A 17,902-nucleotide genomic window follows, 5' to 3' on the forward strand; every position below is an offset into this window, starting at 1 on the left:
TAACTGTGAAAGGAGGAAAAATGGACATCCTGATTTGTGATGATGAGCCTCTTGCTGTAGAGCGCTTATCACGTTTAGTCACACAACTGGGACATCAAGTGGTTGCAACCGCAACCCATGGTCAGCAGGCGATTGAGATGGTTCAGTTTTATGAGCCAGATGTCGTGCTTTTAGATATTCAAATGCCGGAAATGGATGGTTTAAGCTGTGCGCAGTATTTGCGTCAGCTAGAGCCTATGCCCGCTATTATTTTTTGTACAGCCTATGATGAACATGCTTTAGAGGCATTTAAGTCGCATGCAGAAGGCTATCTATTGAAACCGGTGATGCAGCAGGAATTGCAACAGGTTTTAGATCACTTAACAAAACTGACTCAAGCACAAATGAGCACTTTAAAACAAAAAGAAGATATGAACGAAATCAATATAAAACGCCATCAAATTGTGGCAAAAACCTACCGCGGGGTAGAGCTGGTGCCTGTGGAAAATATTTATTATTTTTTAGCAGATCAAAAATATGTCACGGTACGCCATAAAAATGGCAGTGTACTGATTGATGAAACCTTGAAAGACCTGGAAAATGAATTTGGCGATCAATTTGTCCGAATTCATCGTAATGCTCTGGTTTCTGTACATTTTCTGGATGGACTCGAAGTTATTAGTTCCGGGCAATATCAGGTGCGTTGTCGTGAATTGGAGGAACGCTTGGCAGTCAGCCGGCGCCATTTACCCAATTTAAGAGAACGAATACAAAAAATTTAAATCTGCCTTCATGGTTTTAGTGACAACAACTGTGCGAATGTACTTGCATTTTAAAGTCAGCACGTTAAGTTTAGAATAACGCCCTTAATTGACTGTTTCTAAACTTTATGAAGATTTTGAAGATTGCAACTCGACAAAGCCCGCTTGCATTATGGCAGGCTGAACATATTCGTGCCCGTTTAGAGGCATTGCATACTGATCTTAAAGTTGAGTTGGTGACCTTCGTCACTCAGGGTGACAAAATCCTGGATACGCCTTTGGCAAAAATTGGTGGTAAAGGTTTATTTGTTAAAGAGTTAGAAGCGGCGTTGCTCGATGGCCGTGCAGACTTGGCGGTTCATTCGATGAAAGATGTTCCTATGGCGCTGCCTGAAGGTTTGAGCTTGCCGGTGATTTGTGAACGTGAAGATCCACTGGATGCTTTTGTATCGAATACTTATCACTGTTTTGATGAATTACCTCAAGGTGCAAAAGTGGGGACATCCAGCCTGCGCCGTAAAACCCAGATTTTAAAACAGCGTCCGGATTTGAATATTATTGATTTGCGCGGAAACGTCGGTACGCGTTTATCCAAACTGGATTCAGGCTTATACGATGCGATTATTTTGGCAAGTGCGGGTTTAAAACGCTTGGGTTTGGCGGAGCGTATTCGTCATAACCTGTCCCCTGAAATCAGTTTGCCTGCAGTTGGACAGGGGGCACTCGGCTTGGAATGCCGTACCACAGATCAGGTTGTACTGGATCTTATTTTACCGCTTTTACATGTTGAAACTGATGTGTGCGTTCGCGCAGAACGTGCTTTCAATGCGTATTTGGAGGGCGGTTGCCAAGTGCCGATTGCAGGATATGCCACTTTAAATCAAGGGCAACTCCATATGGAGGGACGTGTGGGGAGTGTGGATGGTGTGACACTATTAAAAGTTAAACTTAGTGGGGCGCCAGAACAGGCTGAACAGTTAGGGGTGAGTCTCGCACAGAAGTTGCTGGAACAAGGTGCAGGCGATTTGCTTAAAGCGCTTTATTGACATGTTGTTTATTAATACCCGTCCTCAAGATCGTGCAGCAGAATTGAGTCATACCTTGCGTATGGCTCATATAACTGTTTTGGATTTGCCCTTACTGGAATTGCTGGCTCGACCTTGGTCAGAGCCATTGTCTAAGTTGTATCCGCAATTGCTTTCTGCGCAGGTGATTGTAGTGGTGAGTCCAACTGCGGTTCAAGTGGGGATGGATTACTTAAAACAGGCAGGGATTAGTCTTGATAAACTTCAGCATATCCAGTGGATTGCAGTAGGTGAAACAACGGCGCAAGCTTTATCGAACTATGGTATTGCTGCTGAAATTCCTTTGGTTGAAACATCGGAAGGGATGTTACAACTTCCAATACTTAAAAGTATGAATGCTGGAACGGGTATTGCTTTTTGGCGAGGGGAAGGTGGCCGTCCATTTATGATGGAACAGTTAAAACAGCAAGGCATGCATATTCTAAATTTTATTTTATATGAGCGTCGCTGTCCGTTACTTACTTTACAGAACCTTCCAGATATATTGCCATTATTAGAACGAGAACAACAATATGCTATGGTGGTGAGCAGTGAAGCGGGCTGGCTAAACTGGATTAAGTTAATGCAGGGTCAAGATGCGATTATTGCAAAAGGCTATTATTTTGTTTTGGGCGAACGCTTGTATCAAGTTGTTTCAGATTATAAAAAAAATCAACAGACATGTTTTAATATCGCCCGATTACCTGATTTAAAAACAGATTCAATTTTGCAGCAGCTTGTTGTTGTGCAAGGGAACACATGAAGAAAATTCTCATTTTATTACTTATTTTAAGTTTACTCTGGATTATAAAATTAAGTTATGACGTATTTAATGTCTCTGCACAACAAACAGAATTAATCAGCAGTTTGCATCGTATTGAACAAAACAATGCAAATTTAAATGATCAACTGGTGGCTTTACAGCGTCAGGTAAAATTTGAAGCTGGGACAGTAGCGCAAGGTGTTCAAGCAGAGCATGATTTAAAAGCCATTGAAGCATCAAATATTGATCCAGTTGTGGTGATTAAACAGCAGTTAGATTTGATTGAATTTATGCTGAAACAGCAAAAACTGAATGAAGCCCTAGATAAATTAATGAATTTGGACCGCAATTTAGAGCAATATGCTTTAGCACCTTCCTTGAAACAGAGTTTACATCAAGTGATTGCGAAAGATCAGCAGGTGATTCAGCAGTTTGCAAGTGACCGCGTGGCACAGCAAACAAAAGTAGATGGATTAATACACCAGCTAGATCAAGCTTTAACTCAAGAAATAAATATGCCTAAATTAAGTTCAGGCCAACCACAAACTAAACATTTTTGGCAGCGCTGGCTAGTTATTGAACCAGCGAAACAACCTGCTGTGGCTTTAATGCAACGTCCGCTAATCTTGAAGGAAGCGCAACTGAGATTATTACTGGCACATCAGGCATTACAGCAAGGTCAATATTTAGAATACCAAGAATCGCTAACTGAAATTATCCAATTGTTAAATCAAATACCGGATGAGAAATCACGCCAACTGATTCAGAATATCCAAAAAATAAAAGGATTTACTATTATTCCGACGCCAATTTTAAATACGCGTGCATTATTGGGGTGATGGATTAATGAAACAGATTTTACTTGCCTATGCTTTTATCAGCCTGATTATAATCGCCAGTCTAAGTGTTTTAAGTTATGGTTATGGCGCAGGTTATGTTTATTTATACTGGCGTGAATGGCAAATTCAAACCAATATCTGGGTCATTTTTATTTTCCTCGCCAGTCTGAGTTTAATCATTCAATTGTTGTGGTTGCTAATCAAGCGCTATTTAAAAAGACAACAAAGAAAGCTGGAAACTGTTTTTAATTTTAAAAATTTGCATCCTTATGAACAGTTGGCTGTAGTGTGGTTATTAGAAGCAGCGCAAGACCAGCATGAATTTATTCAAGGGGTATTTTCGCAATCGGGTTTGTTAAAAGGCATTATTGGTTCGAGATTGTATTTGATGCAGCAGCAATACCCACAAGCGCTCGCAATATTAAATCAAAGCAATGCCATGGCATTTGAGTTGGCTGAAATACAACGAATTGAAATTTATCTGGCTCAAAATGAGGGAGAGCAAGCCTTAACCCATCTTGAGTTCTTAAATCAGCATGAACTTTCGCCGTGGTTAAATGATGTAAAAGGTGCCTATAATTTACGCTTGACTGCCCTATGGGGAGAGTTTGCCATTCAATTTCCATGGATGTATTTACGTTCGACTAAATATGGTCATTTAGGAACCGAAAACAAACAGGAGTGGTTGCAACAGTTATTGCTCGGCTTTGATCAAGCGCACGTTGAGGATTTACAAAATTTACAACAACGTTATTTAGACTTGCAAGATCAAATTTATAGTCGCAATTATGAGATAAAAACTTTATGGTTAAAGTTGTTGTCTCGTATGCCAGAAATGAGTCAGCAACATGAAGACTTGGCATTGCATTTATTAGATGAACAATTTAATAAAGATGTTTTTTATTTATGGTTCCAGCAGCAGTTATTGAAACAAAACCCTGATTATTTAAAGGTTGAGCAAAGAATTGACTATTGGGAAAATAAATATCTTTCTTTGCCGGTGTTTAGCTTTGCAAAATGGTATATATATGAGGCAACAGCCCGTAATGCTGAAGCCGAAAAATTATTGGAATTACATCCAGATAATGTGATGATGAATTATTTAAGAATTAAATCTACTTTAAAAGGTCAGGACAATTTAATTAAACAGTTAAATTTAATATTTGAAAATAATGCAAATTTTGTTGAAATAAAAATATGAGGTCAATTCAATGTTAACCCTATCAGATTATCCTGTTATTTATGAACAGTCAGTTGCTTGGGGAGACATGGATGCTTTCGGGCACGTAAATAACGTCATGTATTATCGTTATATCGAAAGTGCACGTATTCGTTATATGGATGAATTAAGTATTTTTCAACAGGATATTTATACGGTGGTTGCATCAAATCAGTGTAAATATATTCGTCCGGTATTTTATCCAGACCAGCTTAAAATAGGGGTGCGTGTTGAGGAAGTTCGCAATAGTGCATTTCGTATGAGTTATTTGTTATGGAGTGAGACACAGCAAACTGTAGTTGCATTGGCTGAAGCGGTCATCGTTTGTGTAAATAAAGACTCAATGCTTAAAACAGAAATTCCTGAAATTATTCGTCATAAAATTACTGAAATTGAATTAAGCGTGAATCATTTAATTTAAAAATTATTTAAAGCAAATATTCTATGAAACTCTAGAAATGTACAATCTATTTTAAAGATCGTTGTTATCTAAAAATTTATATTGAATGTTTTAGATAATAAAAATATTATGATCGAGTTTTAAATAAATAAAATATAAAATCTATTTAGGAGTTATTATGATGCCAGATATTAGTAATTTATCTGTTGAACAGTTAAAACGTTTACAAGTTGAAGCGGAAGCATTAATTGCTTCTAAAAAAGATCAAGCGGTTGAAGATGCTTATCAGCAAATTTTAGATATTGCAGAGAATGTAGGTTTATCAATTGAACAAATTTTAGAATTCGGTGCAACGAAACGTAAAAAAAGCACTCGTAAATCTGTTGAGCCTCGTTACCGTAGTAAACAGAACCCCTCTGATACCTGGACGGGTCGCGGTAAACAACCACGCTGGTTAGTTGCTGAACTGGAAAGTGGTGCGAAACTGGAAGACTTCCTCATCTAATTTTAAAATTCATGAGATTGTCATCCAATTGGATTAGGCTAAAAAAACCAAGCATATATGCTTGGTTTTTTTATATCTTTGAATTGGCGTTGTGGGAAAAGTGTGCATAATGTGTATAGAAAGATAATATCGTGGCTCAGGGAAGAAGAATAGATATGTTGGTCGTGGTGGGATGATAAAAAAACCTAAATACATCACGTGGTGGATCTTTGCCATCAGCGTTTTTTTTATTTTCGTCTTACTCCAAATTCCAGCGGCTTGGCTCATTTCAAAATTTTATAAGAATAACCAGGTCTTGCAAAACGTAAGCGGCAATATTTGGCAAGGGCAAGCAGATTGGCATAGAGGAAACCTCAGAGGCTCGTTAAGTTGGAAAACACGGCCTTTGGATCTGTTTTTGCTGCGTTTAGGGGCGCATATTGAACTTCATAGTGGCAATACCCAGCTTGATGGGGTGATGGGGTATGGTTTTGGCAAAAAATTCACGATTCATAATTTGAATGGACAAATTGCACCTGAGACCCTAAAAAATCTGGTGGACTGGCAATGGCCTGCAAATGCCATTCAGCTCCAGGATATCGATTTTAACTATAAAAAAGAGCAGGGCTTTTCACAGGCAGACGGTCAATTACAGTGGGCAGGTGGTGAGCTGATTTACACCTATGCTCAGCGACAGGATCGAATGAATATGCCGTCTTTAAAAGGAAAACTGTCAGATGAAAATAACAAGCTACTGTTTGATATTCGTGACCAGCGTGATCAAAAACTGATTACCTTGAATCTGGATCAAAACCTGATGCTTGATGTGCAGCTCACCCAGCGTTTATTGATGAATATTCCTTCCTACGATGGCAAAGCGGGTCTGGACACCTATGTCATTAGTTCACGACAACCTTTATTTAAAGGTGGTTTCTAATGAATGAATGGATTGAAAAAATTCAACAGTTAAATTGGAAACAAGCGGATCGGATTGCACCCATCCTGTTGGCACTGCTGATTTTATATCTATGCTGGAAGTTGGTGAGTATTTTCTGGTTATTGCTCGCATCACCTCAAGTCATGCAAGTTGAGCGTGTGGAATTGGGCTCACAACAGCCGCAGGTTCCAAACATTTCTTCGTTTGCATTGTTTCAAGAGGCCGGAAAGACCGCTGCTGCAGACGAGAACATCAATTTAATATTACAAGGTGTCGTGGTCGGCTACCCAAGTCAATTTTCTTCTGCCGTGATTAAAGTCAATGACGTGGCAGATCGCTATCGGGTGGGAGAAAGTATTGATGCCACGTCTTACCAGTTGGCTGAAGTGTACTGGGATCGCGTGGTATTGCGTCAAAATAATGGCACCACCCGAGAGGTACAATTTAAGGGAATTGAAAATGGGTTGGATCAATCTATTATTCCACCTGAAGTCAACGCGGCAAACTCAAACAATCAAGCGAGTCAAACGACTCAAGCTGCACCGAGTCAGGAAAATAATGCTTTGGGACAAGCCGTACAAAAAATACAGCAAGACCGGGAACAATATTTAAAAGATATGGGGGTGAATGCGGCTGGTGGAGGGTATGAAGTGACCTCAAGAACTCCGGCAGCATTACGCAGCAAGCTGGGTTTGCAACCGGGTGACCGAATTATGTCTTTGAATGGACAGGCGGTAGGTCAGGGGCAAAGTGATGCTCAGTTGCTGGAACAGGCGAGACGCGAAGGTCAGGTTAAGCTGGAAATAAAGCGTGGTGATCAAGTGATGACCATACAACAGAATTTTTAAGTGATGTATCGTCACATTATAGGGTTAGGAAGCACGGAATTTTATGGCTTTATTTAATCATCATCGTTCAGTCTGGACCTTATTTGCAGCTGCCCCACTTATTGCTATGGTGAGTACTGCAAGTCACGCACAGACATGGAAAATCAACTTACGTGACGCTGATTTAACAGCGTTCATTAATGAAGTTGCAGACATTACGGGGAAAAATTTTGCTGTCGATCCGCGTGTGCGTGGCAATGTGACGGTAATTTCAAATAAACCTTTAAATAAAGCTGAAGTTTACGAGTTATTTCTGGGTGTGTTGAATGTGAATGGCGTGGTGGCTATTCCTTCAGGCAATACCATCAAATTGGTGCCGGATAGCAATGTTAAAAGTTCCGGTATTCCTTATGACGGCAAACAGCGTGCCACGGGTGACCAAATTGTGACTCGGGTGATTTGGCTGGAAAATACCAATCCAAATGACTTGATTCCTGCAATTCGTCCTTTAATGCCGCAGTTCGCACATTTATCCGCGGTCGCAGGGACCAATGCGCTGATAGTTTCAGACCGTGCCAGTAATATTTATCAGCTTGAAACCATTATTCGTAACCTGGATGGTACCGGACAAAACGATATTGAAGCGGTAACGCTGCAATCCAGTCAAGCGGAAGAAATGATTGGTTTACTGGAATCAATGAGTTCGACTGGCGCAGCCAAAGATTTAAAAGGCTCGCGTATTCGCATCATTGCCGATACGCGTACCAACCGGATTGTGCTGAAAGGCGATACTGCAACCCGTAAACGTATCCGCCAAATGATTGAAATGCTGGATGTGCCTGCGGCAGATCGTTTAGGTGGACTCAAAGTCTTTCGTTTAAAATATGCCAGTGCCAAGAATCTGGCGGAAATTTTACAAGGCTTGGTTACCGGTCAGGCAGTTTCTGGTTCATCAAATTCGAACAGTTCATCGTCGAACACCAGTAATACGATGAATAATCTGGGTAATAACAATTCGAATACTTCAAGCAGTGGCTCATCTAGTATTTCAACCCCAAGTATTAATCTGGGTGGTGGATCGAATAGTAACACTCAAAATAGCATCACCAGTTTTAATGGTAATGGGATCAGTATTATTGCCGATGACAGCCAAAATGCGCTGGTGGTGAAAGCTGATCCACAATTGATGCGCGAAATTGAATCGGCCATTCAACAACTGGACATCCGTCGTCAACAGGTACTCATTGAGGCTGCCATCATTGAAGTGGAAGGAAGTGATGCCGATCAACTCGGTGTGCAATGGGCCTTGGGTGACTTAAGTAGTGGCATCGGATTGATTAGCTTTGATAATGCAGGGGCAAGTCTGGCGAGTTTAGCCGGTGGTTATTTAACGGGTGGTGCTGCCGGTTTAGGTGCCGCAGCAGCTGGGTTAAAAGGCACCTCACTGATTCTTGGAGATTACAAGGAAGGCAGTGATGGATCTCGTCGACTTTATGGTGCACTGATTCAGGCACTCAAAAGTAATACAAAATCCAATTTACTTTCTACGCCATCCATTGTGACCATGGACAATGAAGAAGCCTATATTGTGGTGGGGCAGAACGTACCCTTTGTTACAGGTTCTGTCGCCACGACCACAGCCGGGATTAATCCCTATACCACGGTGGAACGTAAAGATGTCGGTGTGACTTTAAAAGTGGTGCCGCATATTGGTGAAGGTGGCTCGGTTCGCTTAGAAGTCGAGCAGGAAGTTTCTGCAGTACAAGCAAAAGGTGAAGCGCAGGATTTGGTCACCAGTAAACGTGCCATCAAAACCTCAATTTTGGCTGAGCATGGTCAGACCATCGTGTTGGGCGGTTTAATTTCGGATAACTCGATTCATGGTCGTCAGTCTGTACCGGGCTTGGGCGCTATTCCGGGAATTGGGCGTTTGTTTAGATCTGATGTTAAATCTAATGAAAAACGCAATCTATTGGTCTTTATTCATCCCACTATTGTTGGTGATGCTAAAGATGTGAAGCGTTTATCGCAGCAACGTTACAGTCAGTTATATAGCTTGCAGTTGGCCATGGATCAGGATGGCACTTTCTCTAAGTTACCGGAAAATGTGGATGATATTTATCAGCAACGTATTCCAGTCACGCCTTCAGCTCCAAAAGTATCGGGCTATCAAACAGTACCCTCAGGTGGGCAGCAGAATCAGTCTAGTACTGCTGGGGTCACTACCCCTGTAGCGATTGAGCCAGTAGTACAGAGACAGGTCATCCCTGCCCCTAAATCTGAGATTAAAAAGACTAAAAACACCGTAACCACGACCACGATTCGATCAGGTTCTTAACAGAGTAGGTAAAAAATTGAAGATTTGCCGTGATATGATGACAAAAAATCGCAAAGAGAAGTGCATTTCATGACTTGGAAAATACAAGCAATTACCGGTGAATTGACAGGACAAGAAATTAGCATCGACCGTGATATGGTGGTCGGTCGTCATCAGAGCGCAGATATTGTATTGCAGGCCGGAGAAATCTCACGCAAGCATGCGGCTTTCTTGCTGAAAGAGCAGGCCTTGTGGGTGCAGGATTTGAATTCATCTAACGGCACATTTGTAAATGATTTACGGATTGAACATGAAACCTTATTGAAACAAGGCGATATTCTCCAGTTTGCCAGTCTGAAGTTTTCCGTACTGGAACCTGCAAAAGACATTGCACGTGTCGTAATTGAATCAGCTGCAGTTGCGCTTGAGCCTGTAGTCACTGAAACAGAAGTGGTTCCTGCCACTGAGCAACCTTCGGAAGCGGTTGCTGTTTCTGAAACTGCAGCCGCAGAAGCTGAAGAAGGATCTAAAACAGTCGCTCAGCAAATGAATGATCAAGGCATGCCTGAGCTGAAAGAACGTGATAGTAATGTTCAGGTCAGTCGTGATGGTATGCCGCAAGGTGTTGCAATACCGAAACCTGCGCCTATTCCGGAAGGCATGGATATTAAAGCACAGCCTGAACCGCAGCCTGTTGCAATTGAAGAGCCGGTATCTCGTGTTGAGCTAGAAAAAACCGAGCAAAAAAATGCATCGGTTGGCTTAATGACCATTATTGCATTGATTATCCTTGCAATCATTGCATGGTTATTATTTAAATAAGTGTGTGCTCGACCTACAATTAAGGCATGCAATCGCATGCCTTAATTATTTGACTGGATGTGGTTGTGTGAGATGAATCAAGAGAGGAACAAGATGTCTGTAGCAAACTTGGCAAGTCGCGAACTTATTTTATTTGACTTGGATGGCACATTGGTGGATTCCGCATCTGATTTATATCGCGCCATGAATATGAGCCTGAATGTTTTGCAATTACCAGAAGTAACTGAAGAACAGGTCCGGACGTGGGTGGGTAAGGGTACATCGCTTTTTTGTTATAGCACTTTGCAGTATTTAACCGGACAGGTCGATCCTGCTCAACATCAACAATTATTAGACACATTTTTAGAAATTTATAATGCCGAGCCATGTGTAGACACTCAGCCCTTTAATGGGGTGGTAGATTTTCTCGACTGGGGTTTAAGTAATAACAAACAAATGATCTGCGTGACCAACAAGCCGGAACAGCCGGCGCGCATGATTGTGGAATCCTTGGGCTTAAGCAAATATTTTGTCGATGTGATTGGGGGCGATCGCTTTGAAGAGCGCAAGCCGCATCCGCGCCAACTACTATTTTGTGTTGATGAATATCAGCTGACAAAAGACCAGGTATTAATGCTGGGCGATTCCAGTAATGATGTAGAAGCAGCACGACGTGCAGGAGTGGATTGTATTGTGGTTAGCTATGGCTATAATCATGGTGAAAATATTCAGGACTGCCAGCCGCAACAAGTGGTCGATGATTTAACAGAATTACTCGTGAAATAATTTAAAAGTAAGGATATTGGAATGAGAAATTGTATGGTTTTTCGATGGCGACACTAAGCAGATAATACCAAAACTAACTTAAATAAGCCCATATCGAAAATAGAGAATACTCATGACCACTCAAACTCAGTTCGACAGCTTGAAATCTGACGGTTACAACCTTATTCCTGTTTACCGTCAGCGTTTGGCTGATACTGAAACGCCACTTTCCGTGTTTGCGCGCCTTAAAGACCATCAACAAGCCTATTTATTTGAATCGGTTGAAGGTGGTGAAAACTGGGCGCGTTACTCCATTATTGGTTTGGGTGAATCGACTGTTTTTTCATGCAATGAAAGTATTTTAACCATCCAGCAAGGCGATGGTTCAATTGAAACCCAAGTTTGTAGCGATCCATTTCAATATATTCGTGATTTCCAATCTCAATTTCATGTGCCAACGCAAAAGGACCTGCCAGCCTTGCCGAGCTTTACCGGGGGGTTAGTGGGTTACTTTGGCTATGATGCGGTGCGTTATATTGAACCGCGTTTGACCAATGTGCCGACAGCCGATCCGGTCGGTTTACCCGATATCTGGATGATGCTGTCTAAAACAGTGATCGTGTTTGATAACTTGAAAGATACTTTGTTCTTGATCGTCCATGCAGATGTCCATGATCCTGATGCTTACGCTCGGGCCCAACAACAATTAGATGCTTTGGAAGCAGTACTGGCTCAACCGATCAGTCTGCAAGCGAAAAAACATACCGCACCGCATTTTGAATCGCTCACAGGCAAAGAAAAATATCTTGAGTCGATTGAAACCGTCAAAGAGTACATCCGTGCAGGTGATGTGATGCAAGTGGTGCCGGGTCATCGTATGGTGTCAGATTTTGATGGTGAGCCATTACAGGTATACCGTGCGCTACGTCATCTTAATCCATCACCGTATTTGTTTCTGGTGCAAGGTCAAACCTTAGACAATAAAAAACCATTCCACATTGTGGGATCTTCTCCGGAAATTCTGTCGCGTCTGGAAAATGGTATTGCCACAGTTCGTCCACTGGCAGGTACACGCCCACGTGGCAAGACCAAAGAGGAAGATTTAGCATTAGAAAAAGACCTGTTGTCTGATGAAAAAGAGATTGCTGAACATCTGATGCTGATTGACCTGGGACGAAATGATGTCGGACGCGTGTCAAAAATTGGCAAAGTACAAGTCACGGATCAAATGGTAATTGAGCGTTATTCGCATGTGATGCACATTGTCTCCAATGTACAGGGGGAGGTTCGCGATGATGTTGATGCTTTGGATGTCTTTAAAGCCACTTTCCCGGCCGGAACACTTTCTGGGGCACCGAAAATCCGTGCCATGGAAATTATTGACCAGGTCGAACCGGTAAAACGTGGAGTTTTCGGTGGTGCTGTCGGTTATTTAGGCTGGCATGGTGAAATGGACATGTCGATTGCCATTCGAACCTGTGTTATTCGGGAAAATAAGGTCTATGTACAGGCCGGAGCGGGGCTGGTGGTGGACTCAAATCCTGAATCTGAATGGAATGAGACCCAAATAAAAGCTCGCGCAGTGATCAAAGCGGTTGAATTATCGTCAAATGGATTGATTTTGTGAGTTTTTGGAGTTTTTTTTTAAAAAAACACTTGCAAGGATTCAGAGTTTTGCTAAACTGCACACCGTTCCGATACGAAACGTACGAAACACTAAGAAACGCCGGCATAGCTCAGTTGGTAGAGCAACTGACTTGTAATCAGTAGGTCCACAGTTCGAATCCGTGTGCCGGCACCATCTTAGAGTGTTTGAATAGTTAAGTTGAAGGATGACACTGAAATAAGTGTATGTGGTGAGGTTCCCGAGCGGTCAAAGGGGGCGGACTGTAACTCCGCTACGAAAGTTTCGAAGGTTCGAATCCTTCCCTCACCACCAATTTAAGAAATTCGATACAGTGTAGTTGTACCAATATGCGGGAGTAGCTCAGTTGGTAGAGCGGCAGCCTTCCAAGCTGCATGTCGCGAGTTCGACCCTCGTCTCCCGCTCCATCGAAGATTTTATTGCTCTTATAGCTCAGTGGTAGAGCACTCCCTTGGTAAGGGAGAGGTCTCCAGTTCAAATCTGGATAAGAGCTCCAGATATACAGTTTAGTGACTTGTTCACAAAGTTTTAAAAGAAAGCAGGCTTATTAGTCTGCTTTTCAAGTATTGGGTGTTTAGTTTTTTAGGTGACCTGTCGAAGCTGAGTTGTTTAAGACCGTGTTCGACGTAAACGAGGAAGATGATCATGGCTAAGGCTAAGTTTGAACGTAATAAGCCACACGTAAACGTGGGTACAATTGGTCACGTCGACCATGGTAAAACAACTTTAACTGCTGCAATTGCAACGATTTGTGCAAAAACTTACGGCGGTGAAGCTAAAGATTACGCAGCAATTGACTCTGCACCAGAAGAAAAAGCGCGTGGTATTACCATTAATACTTCACACGTAGAATACGATTCTCCAACTCGTCACTACGCTCACGTAGACTGTCCAGGTCACGCCGATTATGTTAAAAACATGATCACTGGTGCTGCTCAAATGGACGGCGCGATCCTTGTATGTGCTGCGACTGATGGTCCTATGCCACAGACTCGTGAACACATCCTTCTTTCTCGTCAGGTTGGTGTACCTTACATTCTTGTATTCCTTAACAAGTGTGACCTTGTTGATGATGAAGAATTACTTGAATTGGTAGAAATGGAAGTTCGTGAACTTCTTTCTACTTATGACTTCCCAGGTGATGACACTCCAATCATCCGTGGTTCAGCGCTTCAAGCATTGAATGGTAATGAAGGTCCGTATGGCGAATCTGCTGTAATCGAATTGGTTGCTGCGCTTGATTCTTACATTCCTGAACCAGAACGCGCAATCGACAAAGCATTCTTGATGCCAATCGAAGACGTATTCTCAATTTCAGGTCGTGGTACTGTAGTAACAGGCCGTGTTGAATCTGGTATCGTTAAAGTTGGCGAATCAGTTGAAATCGTTGGTATTAAAGATACAGTTGTAACGACTGTAACTGGCGTAGAAATGTTCCGTAAATTGCTTGACGAAGGTCGTGCTGGCGAGAACTGTGGTGTTCTTCTACGTGGTACTAAACGTGAAGACGTTCAACGTGGTCAAGTACTGGCTAAACCAGGTACAATCAAACCGCATACTAAATTTGACGCAGAAGTATACGTACTTTCTAAAGAAGAGGGTGGCCGTCATACTCCATTCCTTAACGGTTACCGTCCACAATTCTATTTCCGTACAACTGACGTAACTGGCGCAATCCAATTACAAGAAGGCGTGGAAATGGTAATGCCTGGTGACAACGTTGAAATGTCAGTAGAATTGATCCACCCAATCGCAATGGACCCAGGTCTACGTTTTGCGATCCGTGAAGGTGGTCGTACAGTGGGTGCTGGTGTAGTTGCTAAAGTAACTCTATAATACGATAAGTAAAACTACAAATCGGGAACCCTAGTTTCCGATTTGTGTTATAGGTCAGTAGTTCAATTGGTAGAGCGTCGGTCTCCAAAACCGAATGTTGGGGGTTCGAGTCCCTCCTGGCCTGCCATTTTTTTAAAAAAAAGCTTGATGCTGGTTAAATTGTCATATAATAAGTCGCGAAGCCTACGACGAGTACAAAAATGTCGAATGATAAATCGCGTGACGCATTAAGCGAAGCGCCAATTCCACAAAGAAATAATCCTGCTGAAGTTGTTAATTCTGGGTCTCCTTTAGATATAGTTCTATGGGTTATCGCATTGATTTTATTAGTCGGTGCAGCCATGGCGGGTCAGTATTTGCCAGCGTATTGGGCACCGGCGAATAATGTTGGTGTGCGCGTTGGTGTGATTTTGGCTTGTATCATCGTGGCTTTAGGTTTATTATACGCCACCCATCAAGGCAAAGGCTTTGTTCGTTTGTTGAAAGATGCGCGAATCGAGTTACGTCGTGTGACTTGGCCGACCAAGCAAGAAACAGTGACCACATCTTGGCATGTTCTTGCAGTTGTTGTAATCGCTTCCATTGTTTTATGGTGTTTTGATTACATTTTAGGCTGGTTAATGAAGTTTATTATCGGGTAAGAGAGCTATGAAACGTTGGTACATTATTCATGCCTATTCAGGTTATGAAAAACAGGTGTTACGCTCGCTTAATGATCGAATCCAGCGTAGCGCTGTTGCCGATAGCTTTGGTGAAGTCCTTGTTCCGACTGAAGAAGTCGTGGAGATGAAGGATGGTAAGAAGCGTAAATCAGAGCGTAAATTCTTTCCTGGCTATGTATTAGTTGAAATGGAAATGAACGATGATACTTGGCACATTGTTAAAGAATGTCCAAAAGTACTCGGTTTCATCGGTGGTACTGCAGAGAAACCTGCACCCATTACGCAAAAAGAAGCTGATGCGATTCTTGCGCGTGTACGCAATACTGGTGAAGCACCTCGTCCTAAGACGATGTTTGAACCAGGCGAAGAATTACTTGTGACTGATGGTCCATTCACCGACTTTAAAGGCGTGGTGGAAGAAGTTCAGTACGAGAAGTCACGTTTGACGTTGACGATTAATGTATTCAACCGACCAACTCAAGTTGAGCTCGAATTTCGCCAAGTCGAAAAAGCGAACTAATTTAAGTTGGTGGGAAAACGCCCGATTTTTTATGAATCGGGCATTGTTGTTGTAACGGTTATCGTTACTTAGAATCATTGGGGAGCCTTCATCGGCGTTTGCACCCAGAGGTAATTTGAAATGGCTAAGAAGATTGACGGCTATATCAAGCTGCAAGTTCCAGCTGGTAAAGCGAATCCATCTCCACCGATTGGTCCTGCATTAGGTCAACGTGGTGTTAACATCATGGCATTCTGTAAAGAATTCAATGCTGCGACTCAAAAACTTGAAGCGGGTCTACCAATTCCAGTTGTGATCACTGTGTACAACGACAAGTCGTTCACATTTATCATGAAAACTCCGCCTGCTGCGATTCTTCTTAAGAAAGCTGCTGGTATTGCTAAGGGTTCAGCTGTACCTAACAAAACTAAAGTTGGTAAGTTGACTCGCGCTCAATTAGAAGAAATTGCGACTACTAAAGAACCAGATTTAACTGGTGCTGATTTAGACGCACGTGTACGTACCATTGCTGGTTCTGCGCGTTCTATGGGCCTGGAAGTGGAGCTATAAGACATGGCTAAATTAACTAAACGTCAAAAAGCCATTGCTGCTGCTGTTGAAGCACACAAAGTTTATACTTTGGAAGAAGCAGTACAAGTTCTTAACACTCTTCCTGCTGTTAAATTCAAAGAATCTTTGGATGTTTCAGTAAACCTTGGTGTTGACCCTCGTAAATCTGACCAAGTTGTTCGTGGCGCGACTACACTTCCTGCAGGTACTGGTAAAACTGTACGTGTTGCTGTGTTTGCTCAAGGCGCTGCTGCTGAAGCTGCTAAAGCTGAAGGCGCGGACATCGTTGGTTTTGAAGATCTTGCTGAAAGCATTCAAGCTGGCAACTTAGACTTCGACGTAGTGATTGCTGCTCCAGATGCAATGCGCGTTGTAGGTAAGTTGGGTACGATTCTTGGTCCACGTGGCTTAATGCCAAACCCGAAAGTGGGTACTGTAACTCCTGACGTAGCTAACGCTGTTAAAAATGCGAAAGCTGGTCAAGCACGTTACCGTGTAGACAAAGCGGGTATTATCCACGCTGCGATCGGTCAAGTTGGCTTTGAGGCTGCTGCGATCCGTCAAAACCTTGAAGCTCTTGTAGCTGACCTTAAGAAAGCAAAACCTGCTACTTCTAAAGGTGTTTACATCCAAAAGATCACTTTGAGCTCAACTATGGGTCCTGGTCTTATTGTTGATGTAGCTAACGTTTCTAAATAAGTTTCGACTTATTACAGAATTTTAAAGCCCTGAGTAAAAATCAAAGCACTGCTGTGATTTTTACGCAAGAAACGCTCAGTCTCTTGCGATACTTGGGCAAACTTTGAATTGATAAATATTTGTTTATCAGCGTCAAAGACCTCGGGCGAGGGGAGTTTTTCGGAACTCACTTCTTAAAAGTCCAGTCCGAGTAGACGCGGTGGTGTGATTTGTTCATCCTCCGCGTGTAAATTCAGCAATGAATTTACGAATTGGGAGTGTGCTTCGCGTAAGCACATAAATCACCGTTAGGAGGTTTTACAATGGCTCTTCTTATCGAAGGCAAAAAACAGATCGTAGCTGAAGTAACTGAAGTTGCTTCTACTGCATTTGCTGCTGTTGTTGCTGACTACCAAGGTTTAACTGTTGAGCAATTAACTGCTCTTCGTGTTGAAGCCCGTAAACTAGGTGTTGCTACACGTGTTGTACGTAATACTTTGGCTAAACGTGCTCTTCAAGATACTTCATTCAATATCTTGAACGACAACCTTGTTGGCCCAACAATCTTAGCTTTCTCTACTTCTGAAGATGACATGGGCGCTGCTGCTCGTTTGTTCGAAGAATTTGCGAAAACTAACAAAGCATTTGAACTTAAAGCTGCTGCATTTGATGGCAAACTTTATCAAGGCGAAGAAATTAGCGTTATCGCGAATCTTCCGAACCAAGAAAAAGCGCTTACTATGCTTGCCTCTGTTCTTCAGGCTCCTATTTCGAAATTGGGTCGCTTACTTACAGCGCTTCAAGAGAAAAACCAAGCTCCAGAAGTTACAGAAGCTACAGAAGCTTAAATTCACTT

The 17,902-nt window shown here is 42.3% G+C and carries 19 protein-coding genes and 5 tRNA genes; all 24 read left to right on the top strand.

The window, feature by feature from the left end; genetic code table 11:
- The first annotated feature begins 20 nt into the window (after positions 1 to 20).
- The 24 genes from AC3CAU_RS04230 to rplJ all read left to right on the top strand — a co-directional run bounded on the left by AC3CAU_RS04230 (position 21) and on the right by rplJ (position 17,894).
- On the top strand, positions 21 to 761 hold the full coding sequence (locus tag AC3CAU_RS04230; RefSeq protein ID WP_131215185.1) for a LytR/AlgR family response regulator transcription factor: 741 nt from the start codon (positions 21 to 23) through the stop codon (positions 759 to 761).
- A gap of 107 nt (positions 762 to 868) precedes the next feature.
- A complete protein-coding gene (hemC, locus tag AC3CAU_RS04235; protein WP_447053743.1) occupies positions 869 to 1,786 on the top strand; it encodes a hydroxymethylbilane synthase in 918 nt (305 codons plus the stop codon).
- Between the two features lies 1 nt (position 1,787).
- Positions 1,788 to 2,567 (top strand): uroporphyrinogen-III synthase, encoded by a 780-nt coding sequence (locus AC3CAU_RS04240; RefSeq protein ID WP_447053742.1) that lies wholly within the window; start codon positions 1,788 to 1,790, stop codon positions 2,565 to 2,567.
- A complete protein-coding gene (locus AC3CAU_RS04245) occupies positions 2,564 to 3,406 on the top strand; it encodes a hypothetical protein (RefSeq protein WP_447053741.1) in 843 nt (280 codons plus the stop codon). Before AC3CAU_RS04240 ends, AC3CAU_RS04245 begins: the two co-directional genes overlap by 4 nt.
- Positions 3,407 to 3,413: 7 nt before the next feature.
- Positions 3,414 to 4,607, top strand: a complete 1,194-nt coding sequence (locus AC3CAU_RS04250) for a heme biosynthesis protein HemY (protein ID WP_447053740.1) — start codon at positions 3,414 to 3,416, stop codon at positions 4,605 to 4,607.
- Between the two features lie 10 nt (positions 4,608 to 4,617).
- A complete protein-coding gene (locus AC3CAU_RS04255; protein WP_131215175.1) occupies positions 4,618 to 5,046 on the top strand; it encodes an acyl-CoA thioesterase in 429 nt (142 codons plus the stop codon).
- Between the two features lie 157 nt (positions 5,047 to 5,203).
- Positions 5,204 to 5,530 carry an H-NS histone family protein gene (locus AC3CAU_RS04260; protein ID WP_131215173.1) on the top strand — a complete coding sequence of 109 codons (327 nt, stop codon included), beginning with the start codon at positions 5,204 to 5,206 and terminating at the stop codon, positions 5,528 to 5,530.
- A 172-nt stretch (positions 5,531 to 5,702) separates the two neighbouring features.
- Positions 5,703 to 6,446 carry a type II secretion system protein N gene (gene gspN, locus AC3CAU_RS04265; RefSeq protein ID WP_447053739.1) on the top strand — a complete coding sequence of 248 codons (744 nt, stop codon included), beginning with the start codon at positions 5,703 to 5,705 and terminating at the stop codon, positions 6,444 to 6,446.
- On the top strand, positions 6,446 to 7,294 hold the full coding sequence (locus AC3CAU_RS04270) for a type II secretion system protein N (RefSeq protein ID WP_447053738.1): 849 nt from the start codon (positions 6,446 to 6,448) through the stop codon (positions 7,292 to 7,294). The genes gspN and AC3CAU_RS04270 overlap by 1 nt, the downstream gene beginning before the upstream one ends.
- Before the next feature lie 43 nt (positions 7,295 to 7,337).
- Complete coding sequence (gspD, locus tag AC3CAU_RS04275) at positions 7,338 to 9,611, top strand: type II secretion system secretin GspD (RefSeq protein ID WP_447053737.1); 2,274 nt, start codon at positions 7,338 to 7,340, stop codon at positions 9,609 to 9,611.
- A 69-nt stretch (positions 9,612 to 9,680) separates the two neighbouring features.
- Entirely contained in the window at positions 9,681 to 10,412 is a 732-nt protein-coding gene (locus tag AC3CAU_RS04280) for an FHA domain-containing protein (RefSeq protein ID WP_488368425.1), read from the top strand.
- 93 nt (positions 10,413 to 10,505) lie between these two features.
- On the top strand, positions 10,506 to 11,177 hold the full coding sequence (locus AC3CAU_RS04285; protein WP_447053736.1) for an HAD-IA family hydrolase: 672 nt from the start codon (positions 10,506 to 10,508) through the stop codon (positions 11,175 to 11,177).
- A gap of 112 nt (positions 11,178 to 11,289) precedes the next feature.
- Positions 11,290 to 12,783 (top strand): anthranilate synthase component I, encoded by a 1,494-nt coding sequence (gene trpE, locus AC3CAU_RS04290; RefSeq protein ID WP_131215161.1) that lies wholly within the window; start codon positions 11,290 to 11,292, stop codon positions 12,781 to 12,783.
- A gap of 98 nt (positions 12,784 to 12,881) precedes the next feature.
- Positions 12,882 to 12,957: transfer RNA gene (locus tag AC3CAU_RS04295), tRNA-Thr, on the top strand.
- A 54-nt stretch (positions 12,958 to 13,011) separates the two neighbouring features.
- Positions 13,012 to 13,095: transfer RNA gene (locus AC3CAU_RS04300), tRNA-Tyr, on the top strand.
- A 37-nt stretch (positions 13,096 to 13,132) separates the two neighbouring features.
- Positions 13,133 to 13,208: transfer RNA gene (locus AC3CAU_RS04305), tRNA-Gly, on the top strand.
- Positions 13,209 to 13,222: 14 nt separating this feature from the next.
- Positions 13,223 to 13,297, top strand: a tRNA-Thr gene (locus AC3CAU_RS04310).
- A 149-nt stretch (positions 13,298 to 13,446) separates the two neighbouring features.
- Entirely contained in the window at positions 13,447 to 14,637 is a 1,191-nt protein-coding gene (tuf, locus tag AC3CAU_RS04315) for an elongation factor Tu (RefSeq protein ID WP_131215160.1), read from the top strand.
- A gap of 51 nt (positions 14,638 to 14,688) precedes the next feature.
- Positions 14,689 to 14,764 (top strand) — tRNA-Trp (locus AC3CAU_RS04320).
- Between the two features lie 73 nt (positions 14,765 to 14,837).
- Positions 14,838 to 15,278, top strand: coding sequence for a preprotein translocase subunit SecE (gene secE / locus AC3CAU_RS04325; protein WP_131218272.1), 441 nt, complete (start codon positions 14,838 to 14,840; stop codon positions 15,276 to 15,278).
- A 7-nt stretch (positions 15,279 to 15,285) separates the two neighbouring features.
- Positions 15,286 to 15,819 carry a transcription termination/antitermination protein NusG gene (gene nusG / locus AC3CAU_RS04330; RefSeq protein WP_067869011.1) on the top strand — a complete coding sequence of 178 codons (534 nt, stop codon included), beginning with the start codon at positions 15,286 to 15,288 and terminating at the stop codon, positions 15,817 to 15,819.
- Positions 15,820 to 15,939: 120 nt separating this feature from the next.
- Entirely contained in the window at positions 15,940 to 16,368 is a 429-nt protein-coding gene (gene rplK / locus AC3CAU_RS04335; protein ID WP_122899002.1) for a 50S ribosomal protein L11, read from the top strand.
- A 3-nt stretch (positions 16,369 to 16,371) separates the two neighbouring features.
- Entirely contained in the window at positions 16,372 to 17,067 is a 696-nt protein-coding gene (gene rplA, locus AC3CAU_RS04340; RefSeq protein WP_131218270.1) for a 50S ribosomal protein L1, read from the top strand.
- A 302-nt stretch (positions 17,068 to 17,369) separates the two neighbouring features.
- Positions 17,370 to 17,894, top strand: a complete 525-nt coding sequence (rplJ, locus tag AC3CAU_RS04345; protein WP_131218268.1) for a 50S ribosomal protein L10 — start codon at positions 17,370 to 17,372, stop codon at positions 17,892 to 17,894.
- Positions 17,895 to 17,902: the final 8 nt, after the last annotated feature.

The sequence above is a fragment of the Acinetobacter sp. GG23 genome (genome assembly GCF_057766365.1).

Coding starts and splice junctions, on each gene's coding strand:
- AC3CAU_RS04285 (WP_447053736.1), top strand. CDS start 10,506: ATGTCTGTAGCAAACTTGGCAAGTCGCGAACTTATTTTATTTGACTTG.
- rplA (WP_131218270.1), top strand. CDS start 16,372: ATGGCTAAATTAACTAAACGTCAAAAAGCCATTGCTGCTGCTGTTGAA.
- gspN (WP_447053739.1), top strand. CDS start 5,703: ATGATAAAAAAACCTAAATACATCACGTGGTGGATCTTTGCCATCAGC.
- AC3CAU_RS04230 (WP_131215185.1), top strand. CDS start 21: ATGGACATCCTGATTTGTGATGATGAGCCTCTTGCTGTAGAGCGCTTA.
- rplK (WP_122899002.1), top strand. CDS start 15,940: ATGGCTAAGAAGATTGACGGCTATATCAAGCTGCAAGTTCCAGCTGGT.
- AC3CAU_RS04260 (WP_131215173.1), top strand. CDS start 5,204: ATGATGCCAGATATTAGTAATTTATCTGTTGAACAGTTAAAACGTTTA.
- nusG (WP_067869011.1), top strand. CDS start 15,286: ATGAAACGTTGGTACATTATTCATGCCTATTCAGGTTATGAAAAACAG.
- gspD (WP_447053737.1), top strand. CDS start 7,338: ATGGCTTTATTTAATCATCATCGTTCAGTCTGGACCTTATTTGCAGCT.
- trpE (WP_131215161.1), top strand. CDS start 11,290: ATGACCACTCAAACTCAGTTCGACAGCTTGAAATCTGACGGTTACAAC.
- AC3CAU_RS04280 (WP_488368425.1), top strand. CDS start 9,681: ATGACTTGGAAAATACAAGCAATTACCGGTGAATTGACAGGACAAGAA.
- hemC (WP_447053743.1), top strand. CDS start 869: ATGAAGATTTTGAAGATTGCAACTCGACAAAGCCCGCTTGCATTATGG.
- AC3CAU_RS04250 (WP_447053740.1), top strand. CDS start 3,414: ATGAAACAGATTTTACTTGCCTATGCTTTTATCAGCCTGATTATAATC.
- AC3CAU_RS04270 (WP_447053738.1), top strand. CDS start 6,446: ATGAATGAATGGATTGAAAAAATTCAACAGTTAAATTGGAAACAAGCG.
- tuf (WP_131215160.1), top strand. CDS start 13,447: ATGGCTAAGGCTAAGTTTGAACGTAATAAGCCACACGTAAACGTGGGT.
- AC3CAU_RS04240 (WP_447053742.1), top strand. CDS start 1,788: ATGTTGTTTATTAATACCCGTCCTCAAGATCGTGCAGCAGAATTGAGT.
- rplJ (WP_131218268.1), top strand. CDS start 17,370: ATGGCTCTTCTTATCGAAGGCAAAAAACAGATCGTAGCTGAAGTAACT.
- secE (WP_131218272.1), top strand. CDS start 14,838: ATGTCGAATGATAAATCGCGTGACGCATTAAGCGAAGCGCCAATTCCA.
- AC3CAU_RS04255 (WP_131215175.1), top strand. CDS start 4,618: ATGTTAACCCTATCAGATTATCCTGTTATTTATGAACAGTCAGTTGCT.
- AC3CAU_RS04245 (WP_447053741.1), top strand. CDS start 2,564: ATGAAGAAAATTCTCATTTTATTACTTATTTTAAGTTTACTCTGGATT.